The organism is Hydrogenophaga palleronii (assembly GCF_031457455.1).
GTDB classification, from domain to species: domain Bacteria; phylum Pseudomonadota; class Gammaproteobacteria; order Burkholderiales; family Burkholderiaceae_C; genus Hydrogenophaga; species Hydrogenophaga palleronii_A.
Map to the genome: position 1 here is coordinate 155,540 of NZ_JAVDWU010000008.1, position 22,078 is coordinate 177,617.

General features: G+C 65.3%; 14 protein-coding genes. 9 read left to right on the top strand and 5 right to left on the bottom strand.

The window, feature by feature from the left end; all coding sequences use genetic code 11:
* Window positions 1-33 precede the first annotated feature (33 nt).
* Together J2W49_RS18300 and J2W49_RS18305 are read left to right on the top strand one after the other, a co-directional pair.
* The gene (locus tag J2W49_RS18300) at window positions 34-915 is read left to right on the top strand and encodes a LysR family transcriptional regulator (RefSeq protein WP_310319589.1); all 882 of its coding nucleotides are present in this window, start codon (window positions 34-36) and stop codon (window positions 913-915) included.
* A 221-nt stretch (window positions 916-1,136) separates the two neighbouring features.
* The gene (locus tag J2W49_RS18305; RefSeq protein ID WP_310319592.1) at window positions 1,137-1,877 is read left to right on the top strand and encodes a hemerythrin domain-containing protein; all 741 of its coding nucleotides are present in this window, start codon (window positions 1,137-1,139) and stop codon (window positions 1,875-1,877) included.
* Here J2W49_RS18305 and J2W49_RS18310 read toward each other — a convergent pair.
* The 3 genes from J2W49_RS18310 to J2W49_RS18320 all read right to left on the bottom strand — a co-directional run bounded on the left by J2W49_RS18310 (window position 1,874) and on the right by J2W49_RS18320 (window position 4,305).
* A complete protein-coding gene (locus J2W49_RS18310; protein ID WP_310319595.1) occupies window positions 1,874-3,247 on the bottom strand; it encodes a GAF domain-containing protein in 1,374 nt (457 codons plus the stop codon). The genes J2W49_RS18305 and J2W49_RS18310 overlap by 4 nt on opposite strands.
* Complete coding sequence (locus J2W49_RS18315; protein ID WP_310319598.1) at window positions 3,244-3,744, bottom strand: pyridoxamine 5'-phosphate oxidase family protein; 501 nt, start codon at window positions 3,742-3,744, stop codon at window positions 3,244-3,246. Before J2W49_RS18315 ends, J2W49_RS18310 begins: the two co-directional genes overlap by 4 nt.
* Window positions 3,745-3,819: 75 nt before the next feature.
* Window positions 3,820-4,305 (bottom strand): NUDIX hydrolase, encoded by a 486-nt coding sequence (locus tag J2W49_RS18320; protein WP_310319601.1) that lies wholly within the window; start codon window positions 4,303-4,305, stop codon window positions 3,820-3,822.
* 453 nt (window positions 4,306-4,758) lie between these two features.
* On the opposite strand from J2W49_RS18320, the gene J2W49_RS18325 reads away from it, so the two are divergent.
* Together J2W49_RS18325 and pntB are read left to right on the top strand one after the other, a co-directional pair.
* Complete coding sequence (locus tag J2W49_RS18325; RefSeq protein WP_310319604.1) at window positions 4,759-6,393, top strand: Re/Si-specific NAD(P)(+) transhydrogenase subunit alpha; 1,635 nt, start codon at window positions 4,759-4,761, stop codon at window positions 6,391-6,393.
* A 26-nt stretch (window positions 6,394-6,419) separates the two neighbouring features.
* Window positions 6,420-7,838: a Re/Si-specific NAD(P)(+) transhydrogenase subunit beta gene (gene pntB / locus J2W49_RS18330; protein ID WP_310319607.1), complete on the top strand. Its 1,419-nt coding sequence runs from the start codon at window positions 6,420-6,422 to the stop codon at window positions 7,836-7,838.
* A 240-nt stretch (window positions 7,839-8,078) separates the two neighbouring features.
* On the opposite strand, the gene J2W49_RS18335 is transcribed toward pntB, so the two are convergent.
* Together J2W49_RS18335 and J2W49_RS18340 are read right to left on the bottom strand one after the other, a co-directional pair.
* A complete protein-coding gene (locus J2W49_RS18335) occupies window positions 8,079-11,357 on the bottom strand; it encodes a sensor histidine kinase (RefSeq protein ID WP_310319612.1) in 3,279 nt (1,092 codons plus the stop codon).
* Window positions 11,341-12,741: an ATP-binding response regulator gene (locus tag J2W49_RS18340; protein ID WP_310319617.1), complete on the bottom strand. Its 1,401-nt coding sequence runs from the start codon at window positions 12,739-12,741 to the stop codon at window positions 11,341-11,343. Before J2W49_RS18340 ends, J2W49_RS18335 begins: the two co-directional genes overlap by 17 nt.
* Window positions 12,742-13,068: 327 nt before the next feature.
* Between J2W49_RS18340 and J2W49_RS18345 the strand changes: the two genes are divergently transcribed.
* From J2W49_RS18345 to J2W49_RS18365, 5 genes are all read left to right on the top strand, one after another.
* Entirely contained in the window at window positions 13,069-14,685 is a 1,617-nt protein-coding gene (locus tag J2W49_RS18345) for an ABC transporter substrate-binding protein (protein ID WP_310319620.1), read from the top strand.
* Window positions 14,686-14,687: 2 nt separating this feature from the next.
* A complete protein-coding gene (locus J2W49_RS18350; RefSeq protein ID WP_310319623.1) occupies window positions 14,688-17,945 on the top strand; it encodes a response regulator in 3,258 nt (1,085 codons plus the stop codon).
* A gap of 232 nt (window positions 17,946-18,177) precedes the next feature.
* The gene (locus tag J2W49_RS18355) at window positions 18,178-19,377 is read left to right on the top strand and encodes a response regulator (RefSeq protein WP_310319626.1); all 1,200 of its coding nucleotides are present in this window, start codon (window positions 18,178-18,180) and stop codon (window positions 19,375-19,377) included.
* A gap of 174 nt (window positions 19,378-19,551) precedes the next feature.
* Window positions 19,552-21,249: a long-chain-fatty-acid--CoA ligase gene (locus J2W49_RS18360; protein ID WP_310319629.1), complete on the top strand. Its 1,698-nt coding sequence runs from the start codon at window positions 19,552-19,554 to the stop codon at window positions 21,247-21,249.
* A gap of 64 nt (window positions 21,250-21,313) precedes the next feature.
* Window positions 21,314-22,060, top strand: coding sequence for a 5'-methylthioadenosine/adenosylhomocysteine nucleosidase (locus J2W49_RS18365; protein WP_310319632.1), 747 nt, complete (start codon window positions 21,314-21,316; stop codon window positions 22,058-22,060).
* Window positions 22,061-22,078 lie beyond the last annotated feature (18 nt).

Consider the following 22,078-nt stretch of genomic DNA (forward strand, 5'->3'; position numbering starts at 1 on the left):
TGAATGCAATGAAAATAGGCCAATGTGCAAACAGTGAATGCAAAATTGCAATACGAACTCAGCGCCGACGACCTGGCCGTGGTGCTGGCGCTGATCCGGTCTGGGCACCTGGCAGGCGCCGGAGAACGGCTGGGTGTGGACGCCTCCACCGTGTTCCGCGCGATCCGGCGCATCGAGCGGGGTCTGGGGCAGCGCTTGTTCGAGCGTTCTCGGGCGGGCTACGCCGCGTCTGAACTGGCGCAATCGCTCGGGGAGCATGCGGAGCAGCTGGAGGGCCAGCTGGAGCTGGCGCGGTCGCTGGTGCAGTCCGCGCCGGAGCGCATCTCGGGGCTGGTTCGCATCACCAGCACCGACACCATCCTGCACGGCCTGATCGCCCCATCACTCAAGGCGCTTCAATCCACGCACCCCTTGCTGTCCTTTGAGCTGCATGCCGGCAACGAACTCGCCAGTCTGACCCGTCGCGATGCCGACATCGCGGTGCGTGCGACCCGGCGTCCGCCCCCACACCTGGTGGGCAAACATGTCGGCCCCATCCGGGTGGCGCTGTTCGCCGCGAAGAAAGGCAAGGTGCGTCGCTACCAGGACGTGGTGGCGGGCAAAGCCGAGTGGATCGCGCCAGACGACGCGCTGCCGGAGCACCCGTCCGTGATCTGGCGCAAGCGGCACTTTCCCAAGGCGTCGCCGCGGTATCGCGTCAGCAGCATTCTCACGGTCATGGAGCTGGTGGCGGCCGGGCTGGGCGTGGGCGTATTGCCTGTCTTTCTCGCTCAGTCGCGCACCGATCTGATCCAGCTGAGTGACATCCTGGACGACGGCCAGACCGAGCTGTGGCTGCTGACACACCCCGAGTCGCGGCATCTGCGCCGGGTATCCGCCGTCTTCAGGCACCTGTCTGAGACCCTGTCACTTTGACCGCACCGGATCACGGCGCGATTTGCTGCGCGGCCGGGTGCGCGGAATTGAGTAAGAGAGCGGATGCAATCTTTCGCTTAAGATTTTTTTACGATTCCTTTAAGCGCTATTTAGCAGCGCGTCTTGCGCCGGATTCCTAGACTTGATTTCCATGATTCGCAGCACATGGGGTGCTGCGGTCATCACAGTCAAAGCGGGCTCCGCCCGTCAAAGGAATCCACATGCAATCCCACGCAATCGAAATGGCCCAGGTGGCCGCTGCCGCCCGCACCGGTACGGGTCGTTTCAATATGTACGCAGGTATCCACAAGGCATTGCGCGCCTTCATGGTCGACACACTGATCGCGGTTGGGCGTGCCGACCCGACGGATGATGCCGATGTGAGCCACGCCGCTGCCCAGGTGGAGGAGCTCGTGGCGCTGTGCGCCAGCCATGTCGCTCACGAGAACAACTTTGTTCATCCTGCGCTTGAAGCGCGCTGCCCCGGCGTTGCTCAGCCGGTGGCACAGGAGCATGAACAGCATCTGCGCCACATCGCCCATCTGCGTGATGCCGCCCAAGCCTTGCTTGCGCTGGAAGCCATTGAGCGTGAACCGGCCCTGCAGGCGCTGTATCTGGCGCTGGCCCTTTTCGTGGCTGACAACTTCCAGCACATGCACGCCGAAGAGACGGTGCACAACTCCGCGCTCTGGGCCGCCTACAGCGACGCCGAACTGATCGGCTTCCACGACGCCCTGCTGGCCACGATACCGCCGGCTGAGATGATGCTGGTGATGCGCTGGATGCTGCCGCAGCTGAACGCGCCCGAGCGACTGGGTGTGATGCAGGGTATGCGCGCTGGCGCACCGGCGCCCGTGTTCGAAGGCATGTTGACGGGCACCAAGGGGCTGCTCAACCCGCAGGACTGGGCCAAGCTTGCGCGCGGCCTGGGTCTGCAGCCCGAGCCCGGTCTGGTGGCCTAAGCGGCTACCTCTTCCAGCTGGACGGGGCCGCTCGCTTCAAAGCGGAAGCAGCCGCGCCCGGTCTTGTGGATGCGCAACTGCGGGCACTGCTCGGCCAGTCGCCGGTGCAGCAGCAGCAAGCGGGCTTCGAGGTTGTCGGCCACGTCGGGAAGGCGCAGTGAGCTGTCCAGCCGCAGTTCGCGGTTGGTGAAGTCGTGACGACCCTGTTGGCCGTCGCGCAGCAGCTTCCAGAGGATGGCGCCGGCCACGCCCTTGATCAGGTAGGCGTTGTTGATGAACACGCTGTCGTTGCTGCGGTAGCGGCGCACCCGCAACGGCGGGCCTGCCATCACCGGGGGTGCCCCGACTGCCGGTGTTTCGATGTCGCCATCGGTACAAGGCGTTTCTGCCTCGTGCATCAGGTCGATGGCTGCGCCCAGCTGACCCCCCAGCGCCATCAGCAGGTCTTCGTCCTCGAAGCTGAACTGCATGTCCAGCGGGCTCTCGACGAACAGCACGCCCACCACCCGCCCCGCCGATTGCAGGGGAACGGCTAGCTGGCTGTGCGGTTCGGGTAGGCCGGGATAGGGGATGTCGGTGCTTTGCGGGTGCGCGTCGCCCAGGCTGTTGCGCATGGCGCAGCTGTAAAGGTAGGCGCTGGTCATGTGCATGATGCGCACGGGTGTGCATTCGCGCGCCGCCACACCGATCACGCCGTCGCCCAGGGCGATTTCCGAGCCCACGCCCGAAGTCTCGTAGCCCCGGCTTGCCACGGTGTAGAGACGCTGCGTGGTGGTGTCCAGAATCAGCACCATGGCATGGCGTATGGCGAGATCCTGCTCCAGCGTGTCCAGCGTGGCTTCCAGTGCCGCGCCCAGGCTGCGAGCAGCCGATAGGCGCAAGCTGCCGCGGCGCAGCACGGCAAGGAAGTTGGGTCTGAGGGGCGGCGCGGGGAGGGCCTCTGGCAATGGCTCCTGCGGCAGGCGCTCGACTTCAATCACCTCGTGGATGTCCGACCCACGCAGTCGGAACACGTCGGCCATACCGGTGTGAGAAGCAATACCGGCCAGTTGCGCCTTCATGCTCTCGAACACCGGACCTGATTCTTCGGTGCGCAGGTAGCGCAGGTGCAGCCGATAGAACACCGCGTTGAGCGGGTTGAGCAGCAGCAGGGTGGAGCGCGGGTTGGCCAGCAGGTTCTGCCGCGTCTTGTTGAAGAACTGGAACGACAGCGACACATGGCCCTCGTCCACGTAGTACACCTGCGAGATGTAGGCCACGTTGGGTGTGCCGTCGGCCGCGCAGGTGGCCATCATGGCCGGAATGGCGCCTTCCAGGCAGGGCCGTACCTCGCCCAGATCCACCAGAGGCAGCGGGGGAAGGGTCGTCATGTGATTCCTGTGATGGGCTGGCCTGCTCTGGGGCCTGGCGTCTGGTCAAAGGCCAGCTCGGGCACGAACTCGATGACCACGACGTCGTCCAGCCGGTAGGCCAGCATGGCGCGCGCATACACGGAGGCAAAGCCGATGCTGGTGAGCTCGCGCTCCATGCCCTGCAGATAGTGTTGCAGGGCCGGCTCGTCGTCTTCGGTGGCTTCGCGCAGCCGGGCGGTGCGGGTCTTGAGCTGCACGGTGCGGTGGGTGCTGGGCTGGCTGAACACGGCAGCCAGCCGGGCGCTTTGTGCTACGTCTCGCAGCAGCTGTGCAGACTGGCTTCGGCAGACATAGACGGTGATGTGGCATCCGTCCTGGCTGATCTGGCTGCCGACCGCACGCATGACGCTGGGCGTGAGGGCCGCATCGCAACTGCTGACGATCACCGACACCCCGCGCTCGATCATGGCGAGATGCTCCGGTGTCAGCAACGGTTGGTTGGCGGGAGGTTCCACGGTTGGCAGCGCCCAGAATCGGACAGGCCCTGCATGATAGCCAGCCGCCTGAACGCAGCCAAGCGGCGCGCAGTCTCAGGCCGGTGGCCGTCCCACGGAAGGGTCGGTGACGACCAGATCCATGGAATGGCGAATGCCCGCCAGGTGGTCTTCGATGCAGCGCAACACCAGCGGACTCCGGTGCCTGTCCGTGCTGGCACGCACTTCCTCGGGTGTCATCCACAGCGTGCGCACGATGCCGGTGTCCAGCGCCTGGCCCGGCACGGCTTCACCCACCTCTCCGCAATAGGCGAAGCGCAGATAGGTGACGTCTTCTCCCGTGCCGGGCCGCTGGAAGCGCGAGAGGTACACCCCCACCAGGGCGGTGGGGGTGAAAGGGTGGGCGGTTTCCTCCAGCGTCTCGCGTGCCACGCCCTGTTCAGGGCTCTCGCCCGGATCCAGGTGGCCCGCCGGGTTGTTCAGGCGCAGGCCTTCGGGCGTGTGTTCTTCGATCAGCAGGTAGCGGCCGTTGCGTTCGATGACGGCGGCCACCGTCACGCTGGGTTTCCATCGGGTATCCATGGGCGCATTATGTGGCGCTGCACCATGACCTTTCCCGAAACGCCGCTCTCCGTCGATGGATGAAGTGAGAAGCGCAGCTTCATTCAGAGACCTTGTGGGGTGAAAGGGTGGATGCCTGTCGCGTCCGGCAAGCGCCCCTTACGCCCCGGCACGGCTTTCGGGTTAAGCTCGCGCGGATTCTTGACCAACCCATGCAAGTGAGGAGCCTTACATGCTGCCAAGCGAACCTGCCGTAAATACGCCGAGCGAGAGCCGGTCGGCCATCGCGCAAAAGACGGCCAGGAAAGACAAGGCCCATCCACCCTGCGGGCATGCTGCATGGTCCTGCACCACCTGCTGACGGTGCCTTCGGTGCGCGCAGACGGCACACCTCTGCTGTCTTTTGCGCTCGGCTTGACGTCTCACCCCCCATTTCCTCGCTCGTTCTGAAATCCCTGCTTCAAGGACACTTCCATGACTTCTGGCGCATCGACCGACACCACCGCAGCCAGCGCGGCCGCCCCCACACCGCAACGCATTGGCGTGCCGCGCGAGATATTCCCTGGCGAGAAACGCGTGGCCACCGTGCCCGACGTGGTGAGCAAACTGGTCAAGCTGGGCTTTGCTGTGGTGGTGGAGACGGGAGCGGGCAATCTGGCCGACCTGTCTGACGATGCCTACCGGGAAGCCGGCGCCAGCATCGCCGGATCTACCGCCGAGCTCTGGAACAGCAGCGACATCGTCTTCAAGGTGCGCCCGCCAACGCCTGAAGAGGTGGCGCTGATGCACGAGGGCCAGACGTTGATCGGCTTCATCTGGCCGGCGCAGAACCCGGAGCTGATGCAGCAACTGGCAGCCAAAAAAGTCACGGCACTGTCGATTGACGCACTGCCGCGCACACTCAGCCGCGCACAGAAGATGGACGCGCTGACCTCCATGGCCGGTGTCAGCGGCTACCGTGCCGTGGTCGAGGCTGCCAACGCTTTTGGGCGTTTCTTCAACGGCCAGATCACCGCCGCTGGCAAGGTGCCTCCTGCCAAGGTGTTCATCGCCGGTGCCGGCGTGGCAGGCCTGGCCGCCATTGGCGCGGCCGCTAGCCTGGGTGCCATCGTGCGCGCCAACGACACGCGGGCCGAAGTGGCCGACCAGGTGGTCTCGCTGGGTGGCGAGTTCGTCAAGGTGGACTATGAGGAAGAAGGCTCGGGCGGTGGCGGCTACGCCAAGGTCATGAGCGAGGGCTTCCAGGCCGCGCAGCGCGAGATGTACGCGCAGCAGGCGCGCGAGGTGGACATCATCATCACCACCGCGCTGATCCCGGGCAAACCAGCGCCCAAGCTGATCACCGCCGAGATGGTCAAGAGCATGAAACCCGGCAGCGTGATCGTCGACATGGCCGCCGAGCAGGGTGGCAACTGCGAACTGACCGTGCCGGGTGAAGCCGTGGTGCGCCACGGCGTGACCATCGTTGGCTACACCGATCTGGCCTCGCGCATGGCGCGCCAGTCGTCCACGCTGTACGGCACCAACCTGTTCCGCCTGACCGAAGAGCTGTGCAAGACCAAGGACGGCGTCATCAACGTCAACATGTCGGACGACGCGATCCGCGGACTGACCGTGGTCAAGGACGGCGAGATCACCTGGCCTGCGCCGCCCCTGCCGGTGGCCGCCAAGCCGCCGGCCAAGCCCGCCGGCCCGGTGGTCGAGAAAAAGGGTGGGCACGGTCATGGCAGCACCGGTCCGCTGCCCGCGAAGAACCTGGCCGTCATCTTTGGCCTGGGCGCCTTGGCTTTTTGGTTCATTGGCGCCTATGCCCCGGCTGCCTTCCTGGGCCACTTCACGGTGTTCGTGCTGGCCTGCTTCATCGGCTACATGGTGGTGTGGAACGTGACCCCAGCGCTGCACACGCCGCTGATGAGCGTGACCAACGCCATCTCCAGCATCATCGCCATCGGTGCGCTGGTCCAGATCGCGCCGCCTGATCCCTCCGCTGGCGGGCGTCCGGCCGAGTTGATTCACTGGCTGGCTTTTGTCGGCATCACGCTGACCGCCATCAACATGTTCGGTGGCTTCTCGGTGACCCGCCGCATGCTCGCCATGTTCCGCAAGTAAAGAGACAAGAACAAGGAAAGACGATCATGTCCCAAAGTCTCACCACGGTCGCCTATCTCGGCGCCGCCATACTGTTCATCCTGAGCCTGGGTGGCCTGTCCAATCCGGAAACCTCGCGCCGCGGCAACCTGTTCGGCATCATCGGCATGGCACTGGCCGTGCTGGCCACCATCTTCGGACCGAGCGTCAGTGCGGCCGGCCTGCCCTGGATCATCGGGGCGTTGGTTATTGGCGGCAGCGTCGGTCTGTATGCCGCCAAAGTGGTCAAGATGACCCAGATGCCCGAACTGGTGGCGCTCATGCACAGCCTGGTGGGCCTGGCCGCCTGCCTGGTCGGTTTCGCCAGCTATGTCGACACCTCGATCGCCTATGAGGGTGCCGAGAAGGTGATCCACGAAGTCGAGATCTACATCGGCATTCTGATCGGGGCCATCACCTTCTCCGGCTCGCTGATCGCCTTCGGCAAGCTCTCGGGCAAGATCGGCGGCAAGCCGCTGCTGCTGCCGGCGCGCCACTGGCTCAACCTGATTGCCCTGCTGGTGGTGATCTGGTACGGCCGCGAGTTCATCCGCGTCGACAGCGTGGCTGACGGCATGACGCCGCTGATCATCATGACGGTGCTCGCGCTCCTGTTCGGCATGCACATGGTCATGGCCATCGGTGGCGCCGACATGCCAGTGGTGGTGTCCATGCTCAACAGCTACTCCGGCTGGGCCGCCGCGGCCACCGGCTTCATGCTCAGCAACGATCTGCTGATCGTGACCGGCGCACTGGTCGGCTCTTCCGGTGCCATCCTGTCCTACATCATGTGCAACGCGATGAACCGCAACTTCATCAGCGTGATCGCCGGTGGATTCGGCAGCGGCGGTGGCAAGCCCGCGGCCAAGGCCGATGGCGCGGCCGCCGAGCCGCAAGGCGAAGTGGTGCCGGTGAGCGCCACTGAGACTGCGGAAATGCTGCGTGATGCCAAGAACGTCATCATCGTGCCGGGCTATGGCATGGCGGTGGCGCAGGCCCAGCACACGGTGTTCGAGATCACCCGCACCCTGCGCGAGAAAGGTGTCAACGTGCGCTTCGGCATCCACCCGGTGGCTGGTCGCATGCCCGGCCACATGAACGTGCTGCTGGCCGAAGCCAAGGTGCCTTACGACATCGTGTTCGAAATGGACGAGCTCAACGAGGACTTTCCCGACACCGATGTGGCCATCGTCATCGGCGCCAACGACATCGTCAACCCGGCCGCGCAGGACGACCCCTCCAGTCCGATCGCAGGCATGCCGGTGCTGGAGGTCTGGAAGGCGCGCATCAGCATCGTCATGAAGCGTTCCATGGCCAGCGGTTACGCCGGCGTGGACAACCCGCTGTTCTACAAGGACAACAACCGCATGCTCTTCGGCGACGCCAAGAAGATGCTGGACGAGGTGCTGGCGGCGCTGCGGGGCTGAGTCTCCGAGCAACCAGAAAAAGGGGCCGTTTGGCCCCTTTTTGGTGTTCGCGGCTTGTGTACCCGGAGCGTTCCAGAACTTCCAAGCCGTGGGCAAAGCCTGATTCCGCCCGCTTGCGCGTCGCGTCTGTTCAGCTGCAGCTCTGGCACGGACGAACGCTCAGGGACTCACTGGAGTACCTTCGCCCTGCGGGCTGCGGTGCGAGCTTGCTTGGGAACGGCCCGGCGCGGCGCTCATGCCTTACCGGTCTGCGTTCTCCGAGGGCGTGCGCTGAAATGCATCCCACCAGTGCCTGGCGCGCGCGGCCGCTTCGTAGGCCTTCAGGGCAGGCACCCGGAGTTCCACCTCGGTGCCGCGCCCGATTGCACTGCGGACGTCCAGCTGCCCACCGATGATGGCGGCGCGCTCGCGCATGCCTGGCAACCCAAAGTGGCTGGCTGGTTGCTGCCCCTGGAGCGTCGCCGCTTCGATGCCTTTGCCATCGTCTGCGACCGTCAGCCGGAACTGCCGAGCACCGTACTGGAGGGTGACGGAGATGTGCCGTGCACCGGCGTGGTGGAAGCTGTTGCGCAGCGCCTCGCCTGCGATGCGGCACGCTTCCTCTCGCGCGAGCGGGTTCAAGTGGCGCGACGCTCCGTCGACCGCGACGTCGACGACGGGCGCGTCGGCCGTCGCGTGGGCTTTGGTCAAGCCGGCGCCGATCGCAGCGATCGCCTCGGCGAGGTCGTTGACCTCGATGGTCGAGGCGCGCAGGCCCTGCACGGCGTCGCGCCCTTCGACAATCGCGGCCTCTGCACGGTCCAGAGCGAGCTCGAGCCGCCGTTTGGCTTCGAGCGGCTGCTCCGGCAGGGCGTCGATGCCCGTACGGAACCAGAGCAGCGACGCCTGGTACGTCTGCAGCAAGGTGTCGTGCAGGTCGCGCGCGATGCGCGAGCGCTCGCCGAGCCGTGCATACAGTGCGATCTCGAATCGGCGGTGCAACTGGCGCACGCGCAAGCGGTAGGCGAGCCAGAGTGCCGTGATCAGCAATGCGGCGACCAAGGTCCGGAAATACCACGTCGCGTACCACGGCGGCGGAACGCGGATCTTGAGCGCGCTGTCGCTCCAGTCGCCGCGGGCGCCGCGAGCCTGGACCCGAAACGTGTAGTCGCCCGGCTGCAGCGTCGTGTACGTCGCGCTGCGCCGGGCGCTGTTGGTCTCGTTCCATTTCTCTTCGAGCCCTTCGAGCCGATACCGATAGCGAGTCCGCACTGGATCGACATAGTTCAAGGCGGCGAAGTCGAAAGACACGATGCTGCGCGATTCCAGCTCCAGCGAAGCCGCGGACCAGATGGGCTGCTCCAGCGGCGCGCTTCCCGGCAGCACCGGCTCGCCGAACAGGCGGAAGTCGGTCAGGAACACCGGCAGAGCGCGCTCGCGCTCGACGACCTGCCCGGGGAGGAACGCCACCAACCCCTTCTGCGAGCCGAAGAACATCTCTCCGCTGGCGCTTTTGGCCGCAACCACGGGCGAAGCGAACTGATCGGTCAACAGCCCATCCGACGCGTGATAGTTGGTGAAAGCCTCGGTGCGTGGATCGAAGCGCGACAGCCCGTTCTGGGTGCTGAGCCACAGGTGTCCGTCATCTTCTTCCAGGATGCCGAGGACGGTATCGGCGGGGAGGCCAGAGCGCGAGTCATACGACTTGAAGGTTCCGTCGCGGGGATCGAGCCTGCCCAGCCCGCGGAACGTCGCGGCCCACACCGTCCCCGCGCGGTCGACGTGAGCCGAATTGACACGGTTGTGACCGCGCGGAAACGCGTCGCGAAGCTCGGCATCAAAGAGCTTGAATTCACCCGTGCCTGGGTCGAAACGCTGCACGCCCTTTGACTGCGTCGCCAGCCACAGTGCACCGTTCGCGTCCTCCGCGATCGATCGGTACTGGACCAGACCCTTCGCTTGCGGCCTGAAGGTCGAGAAGTCCTGCGTCGCCGGTTCCCAGCGGCTCAGGCCGAAATCCGTCGCGATCCACAGGCTCCCGCTGCGATCGACCCGTACTGCCGAAACCCGGTTGTGGTTCAGTGAGCGCGGATCGGATGCATCGTGGGTGTACAGCGTGTACTCACCCGAACGCGGATCGAAGCGCACGAGACCATTGCCGTGCGTGCCGACCCACAAATGACCGGCGCTGTCCTTGGTGATCCCGCTGACACCCCGCGCGAAGACCGGCTGGTCGATCTGCGTGACCTGATCTGTCGTGCGGTCGACACGGTTCAAGGCGCGATCGGTGCCGATCCACAGCGTGTCGACATCTTCCGTGTACACCGCGGTCACCGCGCCCTTGCCGAGGCTGTGCGGGTTGGCCGGCTGATGGCGGTACGAGCGGAAGCCGGTACGCTCGGATTCGAAGCGGTAGACGGCTCCCGCCCTCGTCGTCGACCAGAAGCTGCCGTCGCGGTCCTTGAACAGGCCGACGATCAGGTCGCCACGCAAGCCGTCGGGATCGTCGGGGTCGCTCTGATACCAGAGCGCCTGCTTGCGGTCCGGCGTCAGTTTCACGAGGCCGAGCTTGTTGGTGCCGAGCCAGAGCGCCCCGTCGTTGTCCTCTTGAATCGACACAACGCCGGAGGATGCGTTCGGCGTCAGTCCGCCATTGCGGAACGCATAGACCGTGACGGCGCCGCTGGCGGTGTCGACCGAGGCCAGGTCGCCTCCGGAGGACAGGCCGATCCACAGCGCGCCGCGGCTGTCCTGAAACGGTCTCGACGGAAAGCCTGTGCTGACGAACTTCTGCCCGGAACCTGACACGAGCTTGTTGTGGGCGGTGACCTTGCCCGAACGCCGATCGAGCGTGTAGAGACCCTCGCTGCTGGTGACCCACAGCGTGCCGTCGTCGATGGGAATCGTTGCGATGACGCGTGTCTCGCCAACGGAGGGCGTGTAGCGCGGCCGATGACAGGTCGTTTTCGACGTGGCCGGATCCAGGGCGGTCAGACCGTCGTCGGTCGCGAGCCAGATCACCCCATCTTGATCCTCGACGATGTCGTGGGCGACCGCGACGGTGCCGCAGGCCAAGTCGGGCGACTGGTACTGTTTGAAGCTGCCGGTCGCAGGGTCGTAGCGATTGAGCGAGTCGTCGGCGCCGATCCACAGCTGACCCGCGCGGTCGGTCATGAGCGATTGGCCGATGAGCAGGCCGATGCTGTCCGCGCTGTGCCCCTCCGGCACCTTCACGAAACCGTAGCCGTCGTAGCGGCGCATTCCGTCTGCGGCGCTCAGCCAGAGGAACCCGAGCCGGTCCTGCACCACGCGCCGAACCCCCAGAGGCGGGGAGGGCGCCGGCAGCGGGTGAAACTGGATCGGCGCGCCCGCGACGAGGGCAACCTCGATGATGGGGATGTCTTGCGCGCGAGCCAAGCCGCAAGTCGCCAGCGCGGCAAGAGCGGAGAACAGTGCAACGGCGTTGCGGCGCCACGTCTTCATATATTGGGTGCCTCTCTGCCCTCTGGCGGGCGGCGCCGACTCAAAGATCAGCACCATGGTCGAGACCGGTCGCTTCTGGCTGTACCACGTGCAACGGCAGCACCACGCGGAACCGGGTGCCGCGGCCGAACTCGCTGCTCACCTGCACCTGTCCGCCCATGTCGTTCACCAGCGCGCGAGTGATCGCGAGGCCCAGCCCGGTGCCGCCGCTGCGGCGCTGCAAATTACCCACCTGCTCGAAGGGCTCGAAGATGCGTTTCAGGTCGTCGGGGTGCATGCCAACGCCGGTGTCCTCGACGTCCAGATGCAGCAGCACCTGTGTCGCGCCTTTCGGCTCGGCATGGGCACGCAATGTGACCGTGCCCTGGTCGGTGAATTTGATCGCGTTGCCTATCAGGTTCAGCAGCACCTGCCGCAGCCGGCGCGCGTCGGCCAGCACCGCTTGCGGCAAGTCTGTCCCGGCATCGAATACGAATGCCAGGCGTTTCTCTTGGGCCTTGACCTGCATCAGGTTCACCACTGTCTGCAGGGCGTTCGCCAGGTTCACCGGCTCCGGGTTCAGTTCCGTGTGGCCTGCCTCGATGCGTGCCAGGTCAAGGATGTCGTTGATCAGCGCCAGGAGGTGCTCCCCACTCTGGTGAATGACGTCCAGGCGGCGCGTTTGCTGCGCGCTCAAGTCACCCTCCATGGTCAGCAACTGCGCGTAGCCGAGCACGGCATTCAGCGGCGTGCGCAACTCGTGGCTCATGCTGGCGAGGAACTCGCTCTTCGCGCGGTTGGCCGCTTCGGCGGCGTGCCTGGCCTCACGCTCGGTCTGGACCATGCCCCGATGGAGTTCGGTCACCTCGGCCTGCTCACGATCCTGGGCATCCAGCTTCGACAGGATGTTTCGCACCTGGCTTTCAACGGTCTCTTCGCTGAGCCCGACCGCTTGCGCGATCTGCTTGTAAGCGTTGCCCTGCGCGATGAATCGCAGGACGCCGATCTCTGCTGGCGTGAGCCCCTCGTCTGCGACCTGTAAGGCCAGGTCGAACGACACTTCCGAGGGAAGCACCTTGCGGCCGGCGTGCACGGCGCGTATGGCGTCCAGCAGTTCCTTGTGCAAGGCGCTCTTGAGCAGGTAGCCGCGTGCGCCGGCCTGCATGGCGCGCTGCGCCTGTGCGTCGTCTGCATAGGTGGTCAGCACGATGATTCGCGCGTCGGCGAACTCGGCCCTGATGGCGCCGATGGCGTCGAGCCCGCCCATCCCGGGCATCTGCAAATCCATGAGCGTGATGTCGGGGCGGTGCGCGCGGAACTGCTGGATCGCCTCGCGACCGTTGGCCGCTTCGGCCACGAGGGCCATGTCCGACTCCGCAGACAGCAGCATCTCAATACCCTGCCGCACGATCGGGTGGTCGTCGACACAGAGAACCTGGATGCGGGTCAGTTTTTCGATCATTTGCAGATCTCGATGGATGCAAGCTTCTTGCGCAGGATGTCCGATCAGGCAGGTGGCGATCTACTGTACTCCGCTCCGCCTGGGGCATCAAATTCAGCTTCCGCTCCGTTCCTGCCCGCCATGGGGGATCTGGGGTTGGGGTCATCCCGTTCTGACTTGTGCAACAAAGCCGGGCCAGAACCCGTGCAATAGTTGTCCTCATGCGGTTCAATTTTCTATCCGTCTTCTATCCGTCGTGCCATACTTGCGCGCATGCGGTTGGGTTTCCTATCCGTGCCTCGTTTCGTATCAGCCATGCAGCGGACGGGCCACTCCTTCTGACCCAGCATGGCGACGATGGAGAACAAGATGATGCGAAGCAGCGTTGCGTGTGCATGCTTGGCCTTGGTGGTCGGATGGATGCCGCTGGCATCGGCAGCCGACGGCCCTGCGGCCACGGCGCCACCCAGGCCGGAGAGCACCACCGTCACCGTCGTCCAGCCCAGCGACGTCCCCGCCCCGCGACTGCTGCCGGCGTGCGCGCCGGGCAAGTGCCCGTTTCCGGGTCAGAAGGTGACGGTCATCGCCACCAGGAGCGCTATCAGCGTGGCGCTGCTCGAAGTCAAGGATGAGTACGAGGCGGCCACTGGCGCACAGCTGGAGATCGTGCGCCTGCCGGGCGTGGAGCACTACCCGACGATCATCTCCGACATGACCAACCGCACCGGCAAGTTCGACGCATCGATCGCAGGCGGATGGTGGCTCGGCGACATGGTGGCCGGCGGGCACTTGCTGTCCTACGACACGTTCTACGACGACCCGCGATTCCCGAAGTGGAACATCGATGACGTGCTGCCCGGGCCGCGCAACCTGCTGTCCTACGGCGGCAAGAAGTACATGGTCGCCTACGATCATGACGGCCAGGTGATGTACTACCGGCGCGACCTCCTGAACGCCCCGCAGCACCAGGCGGCGTTCCAGCAGAAGTACGGTTACGCACTGGCGGTGCCGCAGACCTGGGCCCAGTTCCGGGATGCGGTCGAGTATTTCAACGGGCAGGACCTGAACGGCGACGGCGCGCCGGATCACGGCATCGTGCTGGCACTGCAGCCGGGCAGCCAGGGCATGTTCAACTACATGACCTTGTCGGCCTCGTTCGTGGTCGGTCCCACCAATTCGAAGCTGTACTGGTTCGACCCGCAGACGATGGAGCCGCTGATCAAGAGTCCCGGCCATCTGCGCGCCCTGGAACTGTTCGTCGAACTGGTGAAGTTCGGCCCGCGCGAGATGCTGACCTGGAACCATGGGCGCGGCTGGGACCACTTTCTGGCAGGCCGCGCGGCCTTCGCGCTGACCTGGGGCGATCTGGGTGCGCTCGCGCAACAGCCGGGCAGCCAAGTGAAGGGCAAGACCGGCGCCGCGCCGGTGCCCGGCACGCACGAGTACTACGACATCGCCCAGCGCAAGTGGGTCAAGACCGAAGCCGTCAACCGCGTCGGCAACACGACAGGCGCCTCGTGGGCCGGCGTGATCTCCAGGTACTCGAAGGCGCCAGAAGCCACCTACTTCCTGCTGGCTCTGCTGGCAGCGAAGGAGAAGTCGGCGGTGTACGCGGTGCGCGGCTGGGACGGCGTCGACCCGGGGCGCAGGTTTCACTTCCTGCCCCCGGAAGGCACGGGCTCCCTGGAGCCGTACCTGCGCGCAGGCTGGGACGAGGCCGATGTGCGCGACTACCTGGGCGCGTTCCAGCGCAGCTTCAGTGACAAGCAGCAGTTTCCCTACCTGCGCATACCGGGCGCGTACAGCTACTGGCTGGCGCTCGACCTGCATCTCGTGGGCGCGGCGAGCGGGCAACTGAACCCGGCCGCAGCGCTTGAGGCCGCCGCCGTCGACTTCGAAGAGATCACGATCCGGCTCGGACGCGAGCGGCAGCGCGAGGCATACCGAACGTCGCTCGGCTTCTGAACGTGCGTCTGCGTCGAATCCTGCAGGCCGCGCCGCTCGGCATCGGCACCAAGCTGACCCTCGGATTCGGGATACTTGTCTGCCTGACGCTGCTCGTCGTGGCGCTCGCCTTCGTCGCTGGCCGCGACGCGACGCGGGACATCGCGGTGAGCGAGACCGTGAGCGCCCCCGCCGCGCTGGCTTCGGCTCAGGCGCAAGAGGCGCTGCTCGGGATGCAGCTTCATCTGCGTGGTTACCTGGTGCTCTCCGATGCGCAAGACATCGAGCAATACGGGGCGGCAGGCCGGGCGTTCGAGAAGGCGCTGGCAGCGCTGCAGGCACTGGCCGCCGGCTGGCACGAAGACGATCGCAAGCACGTGCAGGACCTGACCGAGGGCTACCAGCGCTGGAAGCGCCTGCCGCCGCAGCTGTTCGAATTGCACGAGGACACGCTGCGCAATCGTCCGGCGCTGCGCCTGTCTCGCATCGACGTTCAGGCGCGGCGCGTTCGCGCACTGGTCGAGTCCGACGCAATGATCCGGCTGCAGCAGGCGCGCGGCGGGGCCGAGGTACACCGCAAGACCCTGGCCGCGATGCTCGATTTCCGGGTTTCGATCGACACGCTGGCCACCAACGTCATGGCCTTCGGTGCCTCGGGAGAAGGCAACTTCAGGCTGACCTACGGCGCGCAACTGGTCACCAACGCCGCCGCATGGGACGCGCTCACCGCGCGCCGCCCCTGGATGACAGCGCGGCAGCGCGAGCACCTGGACAGCATCGCGGCGGCACGCACCGAGCTGATCGACCTGACCTTGCAGATCCGCTCCATCCTCGACGGCGAGCGTGCCTACGAAGACCTGTACCTGTATCGCACGCAGGTCGTGCCGCAGGCCAGAGCCCTGCTCGATCTGCTGCAGCAAATCACGGCCCGGCAGCAGGCGCAACTGCAGGCCGACCTGGCGCGGGCACGCGAGAGCCTGGTCCGTTCGCGCGCCCGGACGGTGGTCGGCGGGCTGTTGGCCCTGGCATTCGGCGTGGCCATGGCGTACCTGCTGCGGCGCAGCATCGTCGGACCGATCCAGCGCCTGACCCTCGTGGCCGGCCAGATCGCGGGTGGAGACCTCGCGGCGCGCGCGCGCACCGAAGCCACCGACGAGACCGGCATGCTGGCAGCCAGCTTCAACACGATGACGGAGCGATTGGCGCAGACGATCGCCAACCTGGAAGCCTCCTACACGCAAGCCGAGCAGGCCAGGAGCGCGGCCGAACTCGCCAATCAGGAGGCCCAGCAAGCCAAGCGCGCGGCCGAGCTGGCCAATGCGGCCAAGAGCAGCTTCCTGGCCAACATGAGCCACGAGATACGCACGCCCATGAACGCCATCCTCGGCATGTCGCACCTGGCGCTGGAAAGCGGCCTCGATCCACAGCAGCACAATTACGTCCAGAAGGCCCACGACGCGGCCGAATCGCTGTTGGTCATCATCAACGACATTCTGGACTTCTCGAAGATCGAAGCCGGCAAGCTCGACATCGAGTCCATCCCGTTCGGTCTGGGCGACACCATGGACAACGTGGTCAACGTGCTGGGCATGAAGGCCGAGGAGAAGGGCCTGGAACTGGTGCTTGACCTGACGCCGCACCTGCTGACGGCGCTGGTGGGAGACCCCTCGCGCCTGGCGCAGGTGCTGCTCAACCTGGGCAACAACGCCATCAAGTTCACCGAAGTCGGCGCTGTCGTTCTCTCCGTGCAGGTGGCGCACCAGGACAGCGCTTCGGTCCTGCTGCGGTTCGAGGTGCGCGACACCGGCATCGGCATGAGCCCGGAACAGCAGCGGCGCCTGTTCCAGCCTTTCATGCAGGCGGACGCTTCGACCAGCCGACGCTACGGCGGCACCGGACTGGGGCTGGCGATCAGCCAGCATTTGGTGCACCTGATGGGCGGCGAACTCGCGGTTGAGAGTGTGCCGGGCCGCGGCAGCCGCTTTCACTTCGAACTGCGCTTCGGGTTGCAGGCCGAAGCGGCACAACCACCGCCGCGCTTGAGCGGCGGGGCGCTGCATGGCACGCGTGTTCTTGTGGTGGACGACAACGCCGCCGCGCGCGAGGTGCTCGTCGCGATGTGCCAGGCACTGGGCCTGCAAGCCGATGCCGTTGCCAGCGGCGAAGAGGCGCTGGCGCGAGTGGCGCAGGCCGACACCGACGACGCGCCCTACCAACTGCTGCTGCTGGACTGGAGGATGCCCGGCATGGACGGGGTGGCCTGCGCGCAGGCGCTGGCCGCGCGCCCGGACCTGCGTCACCCGGCACCGGTGGTGCTGATGGCAACGGCATTCGGCCGCGACGCACTGCGCCAGCGCCTGGCCGAGCGGGAGTTGCGGGTCGGCGCGCTGCTGGCCAAGCCGGCCACACCTTCGACGCTGCTCGATGCCTGCGCCGCGGCGCTCGGACACGCCCCCCCGGCGCCGGCCCGCCGCGGGCGGCGCGCCGCGGCCCGGCTGGCGCATCGCCAAGCGCTGGCCGGAGTGCATGTATTGCTGGTCGAGGACAACGCGATCAATCAGGAGCTTGCCGTCGACCTGCTCAGCCGTGCCGGTATCGTTGTGCGGGTGGCCGGCAACGGGAAGGAGGCACTCGACGTGCTGGCGCGCGAGCGTTTCGATGCCGTGCTGATGGACTGCCAGATGCCCGTGATGGACGGCTTCGAGGCGACCCGGGCGTTGCGCCGACAACCTGCACTGCAGGCGCTGCCGGTGATCGCGATGACCGCCAACGCGATGGCAGGCGACCGCGAAGCCGTGCTGGCAGCGGGCATGAACGACCATATCGCCAAACCAATCGTCGTCGATGCCATGTTCGATACGCTGGCCAGATGGGTGACGCCAACCCAGGTCGCCGCTGCGGGGGACGCCAGCGCACCCGCAGGCACCGGTCTGGCGCGCAACGGCATCGACACCCGTTGCGGGGTGGCCAATGCGGGCGGCAACGGCGTGTTGTACCGCCGCATGCTGGGCATGTTCTGCGCGCGCGAGACCGACTTCGTCCAGCGTTTTCAGGCCGCACGCGCGGCAGGCGACGCTGATGCCGCGATGCGCGCCGCGCACGACCTCAAGGGCGTTGCCGGAACGCTGGGCATGCATGCGCTGCAGGAGGCCGCCGCGGTGTTGGAACGAGCCTGCCTGGACGGCGCACGTGACATGGACGGTGCGGTGCACAAGGTGTCTCATCACCTCGACGAGGTCATCGACGAGGTTCAGGCCCTCGACAGCACGCAAGCGGTTTAGAACTTGTCCGTCCCGAAGCTACGAGTGCCGTACATGCTTCGTGCAATAAAGCCGTCTGCACTGGGAAAACCAGTATGGTGGCCGGCTGTAACCTGATGTAAACTGAAAGTCCTATCATCGCAAGACGCGAGGCACTGTGATACCTCGGGACGAACAACCCAGTAGAGAAGCGACATCCGATCTGGTAACGGAGTTGCTCCTGGGATGGATCGGCGGCCATGCGTCGGTGATCATGGTTGCGGACGAGTCAGGGCAGGTGGTGTTTGCGAACGATGCGGCCTGCGCATGGCGTGGCCGTGACCGCCAGCAGGTGTTGCAGGAGCGCCTTCAGGACATCGATGACGCCCTCTGGCGCGAGTGGTCGGACCCCGACCATTCCCGCTGGCAGCCGGGGCGCTTTTCCGAATGGCAGTCGTGGTGCGAAACCGAAGACGGTCGTCGGGTTGCGACGAGCTTTCGCCTTCAGGCGCTGGCATTGCGCGAGCATCGCTTCCTGCTGCTGGTGTCCGGCGAACTCTATCCCCGTGAGGATGTTGAGCAGGGGCGAACGCTTGCTTTCGTGCAGGGCATGGACCTCTCCCGGATCGAAACGTGTCTGCCCAAGAGTGGCGGCCGCTCATTGAGCAAGGAATCCAGGGGCATGAACGAGTTGACTTCCCTTCAAGGCATGCGCGTGTTGGTGGTGGATGACAACGAAATCAACCGGGAACTGGCCACCAGCATACTGGCCAGCCACGGGGCTACCGCTATCACAGCCAACGACGGACAGGCCGCGGTGAAGGTGCTGGAGAGCGGTTCGAGTGTGTGCGACATCGTGCTGATGGATCTGCAAATGCCGGGCATGGACGGTATACAGACGACAGCGCAGATTCGCCAACTGCCAGGATATGAACGCCTGCCCATCGTGGCATTGACGGCCAGTGCCTTCAACGAACAGCGTGTGGCTGCGCTGCGTGCCGGTATGGACGCTGTGGTCACCAAGCCGTTTGATGTCAGCGGCCTGGTCCGTCTGCTGCTCCAACTGGTCAGGGGCGTTGCCGGGGGTGATGGGCGAGCCGCCGACGGCTCGCCTGCCCGGTCACCAGCGGCGTCTACCCGCGCACCGTTGTTGGTGGACATCGATGCGGGCCTGGCGCTGTGGCAGGATGCAGAGCAATACCGTCACCACCTTCATCGCTTTGTGAAGGAGCATGAAGACGAGGTGCAGCGTGTCGGCACACTGGGGAACGAAGACCTCATCCTGATGGTGCACAAGACGCATGGCAGCGCCGCAGCACTGGCCCTGGTGGCGGTTGCCGAGGCGGCCAACCTGCTGGAAGCCCACCTTCGATCGGGCGCACGCGACCCGGAAGAAGTCGCCCGCTTTGGCGCCGATATCCGACGTACCTGCTTGGCCATCAATGAATATCTGGACGCTTCCGGCGCCGATTGAACACACCTTTTCTGGCCAGCGCTGACGCGAATCAGATTTGATAGCGATAGCGAGTTGAAAAAGGCCATTTCGGGGCTTGTGTCAGAATCCCGTCAGGGAAAACACGCGCGCGGCTTGTGAGTGGCAACGTGAGAATGCGTGCTGCACAACAACATCGTTCCTGGAGACTTTTTAATGACTGATTCGACGCAGGCCTCTGCTGCACGCCCCTGGCTGGGTGTCTATCCTGAGGGTGTTCCCGCCGACATCGACGTGGCGCAATACCCGTCACTGGTGCACCTGATGGAGGAGAGCTTTCAGAAGAACGCTTCGCGCACTGCCTACAGTTTCATGGGCAAGGACGTGACCTTCGCCCAGACCGACAGCCTCTCACAGGCCTTTGCCGCCTATCTTCAAGGGCTGGGTCTGGTCAAGGGCGACCGTGTGGCGATCATGATGCCCAACGTGCCCCAGTACCCGGTTGCGGTCGCGGGCATCCTTCGGGCCGGCTTCGTGGTGGTCAACGTCAACCCGCTGTACACCGCGCGTGAACTGGAGCACCAGCTCAAGGATTCTGGTGCCAAGGCCATCGTCATCATCGAGAACTTCGCCCACACACTGCAGCAATGCATCGCCAATACCCCGGTCAAACACGTGGTGCTGGCCGCCATGGGCGACATGCTGGGCCTGCTCAAGGGCGCCATCGTCAACTACGTGGTGCGCAACGTTAAGAAGATGGTGCCCACCTTCAGCCTGCCGCAAGCCGTGCGCTTCAATGAGGCCGTGGCCCGTGGCACACGGGGCAGCTTCAAGCGCCCCGAGATCAAGCCCGACGACGTGGCTGTGCTTCAGTACACCGGTGGCACCACCGGTGTGAGCAAGGGCGCGGTGCTGCTGCATCGCAACGTGATTGCCAACGTGCTGCAGTCCGAAGCCTGGAACGATCCGGTGATGCGCAAGGTGCCATCGAGCGAGCAGCCCACCAGCGTGTGCGCGCTGCCGCTCTACCACATCTTCGCCTTCACGGTGAACATGATGCTGTCCATGCGCACCGGCGGCAAGACCATCCTCATCCCCAACCCGCGCGACCTGCCGGCGGTGCTCAAGGAACTCAGCAAGCACACGTTCCACAGCTTTCCGGCCGTCAACACCTTGTTCAATGGCCTGGCCAATCATCCGGATTTCGCCACCGTGAACTGGAGCAACCTCAAGGTCTCGGTCGGTGGCGGCATGGCGGTGCAGGGCGCGGTGGCCAAGCTCTGGCTCGAGAAAACCGGCTGCCCGATTTGCGAGGGTTATGGCCTGTCGGAGACCAGCCCCTCGGCCAGTTGCAACCCCACCACCAGCACCGAATACAGCGGCACCATCGGCGTGCCGTTGCCCAACACCTGGATGAAGTGCCTGGACGACGATGGCAACGAAGTGCCGCTGGGCCAGCCTGGTGAGATCGCCATCAAGGGCCCGCAAGTGATGGCCGGCTACTGGCAGCGCCCGGACGAGACCGCCAAGGTCATGACCGCCGACGGCTACTTCAAGACCGGTGACATCGGCGTGATGGACGAACGCGGCTACTTCAAAATTGTCGACCGCAAGAAGGACATGGTGCTGGTCAGCGGCTTCAACGTCTACCCGAACGAAGTCGAGGATGTGGTGGCAAAGCTCGACGGCGTGATGGAGTGCGCGGTGGTCGGCGTGCCCGACGACAAGTCGGGTGAGGCTGTCAAGCTGGTCATTGTCAAGAAGGACCCGACCCTGACCGAAGAACAGGTTCGCAACTACTGCAAGACCAACCTCACCGGCTACAAACAGCCCAAGGTGGTGGAGTTCCGCACCGAACTGCCCAAGACGCCGGTGGGCAAGATACTCAGAAGAGAGTTGCGCGACAAGAAGTGATGCCGCGCGACTGCGACACAATCCAGGGCGGCTTCGGCCGCCTTTGTTTTTCCGGAGTGACCACATGACCCGCACTGCCATTGTCTCGGCCTTGCATGACGAACTGGCCAGCGTGCTGGCGCTGATGCCGGATGAACACAAGCAAACCGTGGGTGGACGCGATTTCTGGGTGGGGCACCTGCATGGGCAAGACGTGGTGGCGGTGCTCTCCGGCATTGGCAAAGTGGCTGCTGCCACCACGGCCACGCTGCTCATCGAACGCTTTAGGGTGAAGCGCATCGTTTTCACGGGGGTGGCCGGTGGACTGGGCGTTGGTGTGAACGTGGGTGATGTGGTGCTGGCGCGCAGCTTCCTGCAGCACGACATGGACGCCTCGCCCATCTTCCCACGGCACGAGGTACCGGGCTACGCCCGCAGCCGGTTCGATGCCGACAGCCTGCTCACCGACGCCCTGGAACTGGCCTGCGAACGCATGCTGCATGCGTTGCCTGCACAGCTGGATGTCGCCACAGTGAACGCCTTTGGGCTGCAGGCACCGCGCCTGCACCAGGGCCTGCTTGTCAGTGGCGACCGTTTTGTGTCCACCACGGCCGAGAGCCAGACCCTGCAGCGCGAACTGCCCGATGCGCTCGCAGTGGAAATGGAAGGCGCAGCCTTTGCGCAGGTGTGCCACGACTTTGGTGTGCCGCTGGCGGTTGTGCGCACCGTCTCTGATCGGGCCGACGACGCGGCGCATGTGGACTTTCCCCGTTTTCTGCGCGAGGTGGCCAGCCGGTACAGCGGAGCCATTGTGGCGGCCATGATGGCCTGATCGGCGTGCCTTCTGCCA

What these genes read in the sequence shown, in the direction of transcription:
- J2W49_RS18305 (WP_310319592.1), top strand. Translation starts at nt 1,137, where the DNA reads ATGCAATCCCACGCAATCGAAATGGCCCAGGTGGCCGCTGCCGCCCGC.
- J2W49_RS18310 (WP_310319595.1), bottom strand. Translation starts at nt 3,247, where the DNA reads ATGACGACCCTTCCCCCGCTGCCTCTGGTGGATCTGGGCGAGGTACGG.
- J2W49_RS18320 (WP_310319601.1), bottom strand. Translation starts at nt 4,305, where the DNA reads ATGGATACCCGATGGAAACCCAGCGTGACGGTGGCCGCCGTCATCGAA.
- J2W49_RS18325 (WP_310319604.1), top strand. Translation starts at nt 4,759, where the DNA reads ATGACTTCTGGCGCATCGACCGACACCACCGCAGCCAGCGCGGCCGCC.
- pntB (WP_310319607.1), top strand. Translation starts at nt 6,420, where the DNA reads ATGTCCCAAAGTCTCACCACGGTCGCCTATCTCGGCGCCGCCATACTG.
- J2W49_RS18335 (WP_310319612.1), bottom strand. Translation starts at nt 11,357, where the DNA reads ATGGTGCTGATCTTTGAGTCGGCGCCGCCCGCCAGAGGGCAGAGAGGC.
- J2W49_RS18340 (WP_310319617.1), bottom strand. Translation starts at nt 12,741, where the DNA reads ATGATCGAAAAACTGACCCGCATCCAGGTTCTCTGTGTCGACGACCAC.
- J2W49_RS18345 (WP_310319620.1), top strand. Translation starts at nt 13,069, where the DNA reads ATGGCGACGATGGAGAACAAGATGATGCGAAGCAGCGTTGCGTGTGCA.
- J2W49_RS18355 (WP_310319626.1), top strand. Translation starts at nt 18,178, where the DNA reads ATGGTTGCGGACGAGTCAGGGCAGGTGGTGTTTGCGAACGATGCGGCC.
- J2W49_RS18360 (WP_310319629.1), top strand. Translation starts at nt 19,552, where the DNA reads ATGACTGATTCGACGCAGGCCTCTGCTGCACGCCCCTGGCTGGGTGTC.
- J2W49_RS18365 (WP_310319632.1), top strand. Translation starts at nt 21,314, where the DNA reads ATGACCCGCACTGCCATTGTCTCGGCCTTGCATGACGAACTGGCCAGC.